Here is a 254-nt window from a genome sequence, read left to right on the forward strand (position 1 = left end):
TTCTTTACTCCGAATGGGGATCGATTTAACAACACATGGAATATCATTGGGATCGCAAATGGTGACCCTACGGCAAAAATTTATATATTTGACAGGTATGGAAAGCTCTTAAAGCAGATCAGTCCGTTAGGCACTGGTTGGGATGGTACTTACAATGGAAACCCACTTCCTTCGAGTGATTACTGGTTCCAAGTAGAATATACTGAGAACGAAAAAAGAAAAGAATTTAGAGGACACTTTACCCTGAAACGATA

1 protein-coding gene is annotated in these 254 nt (G+C 39.4%); it reads left to right on the forward strand.

What is annotated here, in order from left to right; genetic code table 11:
- Positions 1-254: T9SS type B sorting domain-containing protein (locus ACY2RU_RS17875; protein ID WP_490139846.1), on the forward strand; the 254-nt coding region annotated here is incomplete at both ends.

This window comes from Ulvibacter sp. 2305UL32-6, from assembly GCF_058148545.1.